A 613-nucleotide genomic window follows, 5' to 3' on the forward strand; every position below is an offset into this window, starting at 1 on the left:
TCTGGAAGGCGCGCAGCTCGCACGGCCGCAATCCGATATTTACCACGCCTGAGCATCTGTGGCAGGCGGCCAGCGAGTATTTCGAATGGGTCGAAGCCAACCCGCTCTATGAGGCCAAGCCATTCGCCTACAAGGGCAAAGTCGTGATCAAGAACGTTGCCAAGATGCGGGCAATGACGCTCGCGGGGCTGTACATCTTCCTCGATATCGATCGCACGACCTGGGCAGATTATTGCAGCCGGAAAGATTTTTCCTCCGTCACAACGCGAGTGGACGAAATCATCCGCGCGCAGAAGTTCGCCGGCGCAGCCGCCGACCTCCTGAATGCCAACATCATCGCTCGCGATCTCGGCTTGGCGGATAAGTCCGAACTCACGGGGAAGGACGGCACGCCCGTCATTGTGCAGGTGCTCAAACTCTCGGAAACCAATGCCGACGATCCAACTACCAAATAACGGCTGGCGCCCGCGCTGGTATCAGCGCAAGGCGTGGGACACATGGGAGCGCGGCTGCAAGCGCCAACTGCTGTTCTGGCACCGGCGCGCCGGCAAGGACGAGATCAACTTGAACATGCATGCGGTGTCCGCCCACGAACGGCCGGGCACCTACTGGC

At 60.4% G+C, this 613-nt stretch carries 1 protein-coding gene and 1 pseudogene; both read left to right on the plus strand.

The genetic code is table 11. From position 1 onward, the window contains the following. Positions 1-455: DNA-packaging protein (locus tag EOA33_RS37855; protein ID WP_245482607.1), on the plus strand; the 455-nt coding region annotated here is incomplete at its 5' end. Continuing rightward, a pseudogene (locus tag EOA33_RS40050) lies at positions 430-613 on the plus strand (hypothetical protein); the annotation flags it as partial. The gene EOA33_RS37855 and the pseudogene EOA33_RS40050, both read left to right, overlap by 26 nt.

The organism is Mesorhizobium sp. M4A.F.Ca.ET.050.02.1.1, from assembly GCF_003997725.1.
Lineage (GTDB): Bacteria > Pseudomonadota > Alphaproteobacteria > Rhizobiales > Rhizobiaceae > Mesorhizobium.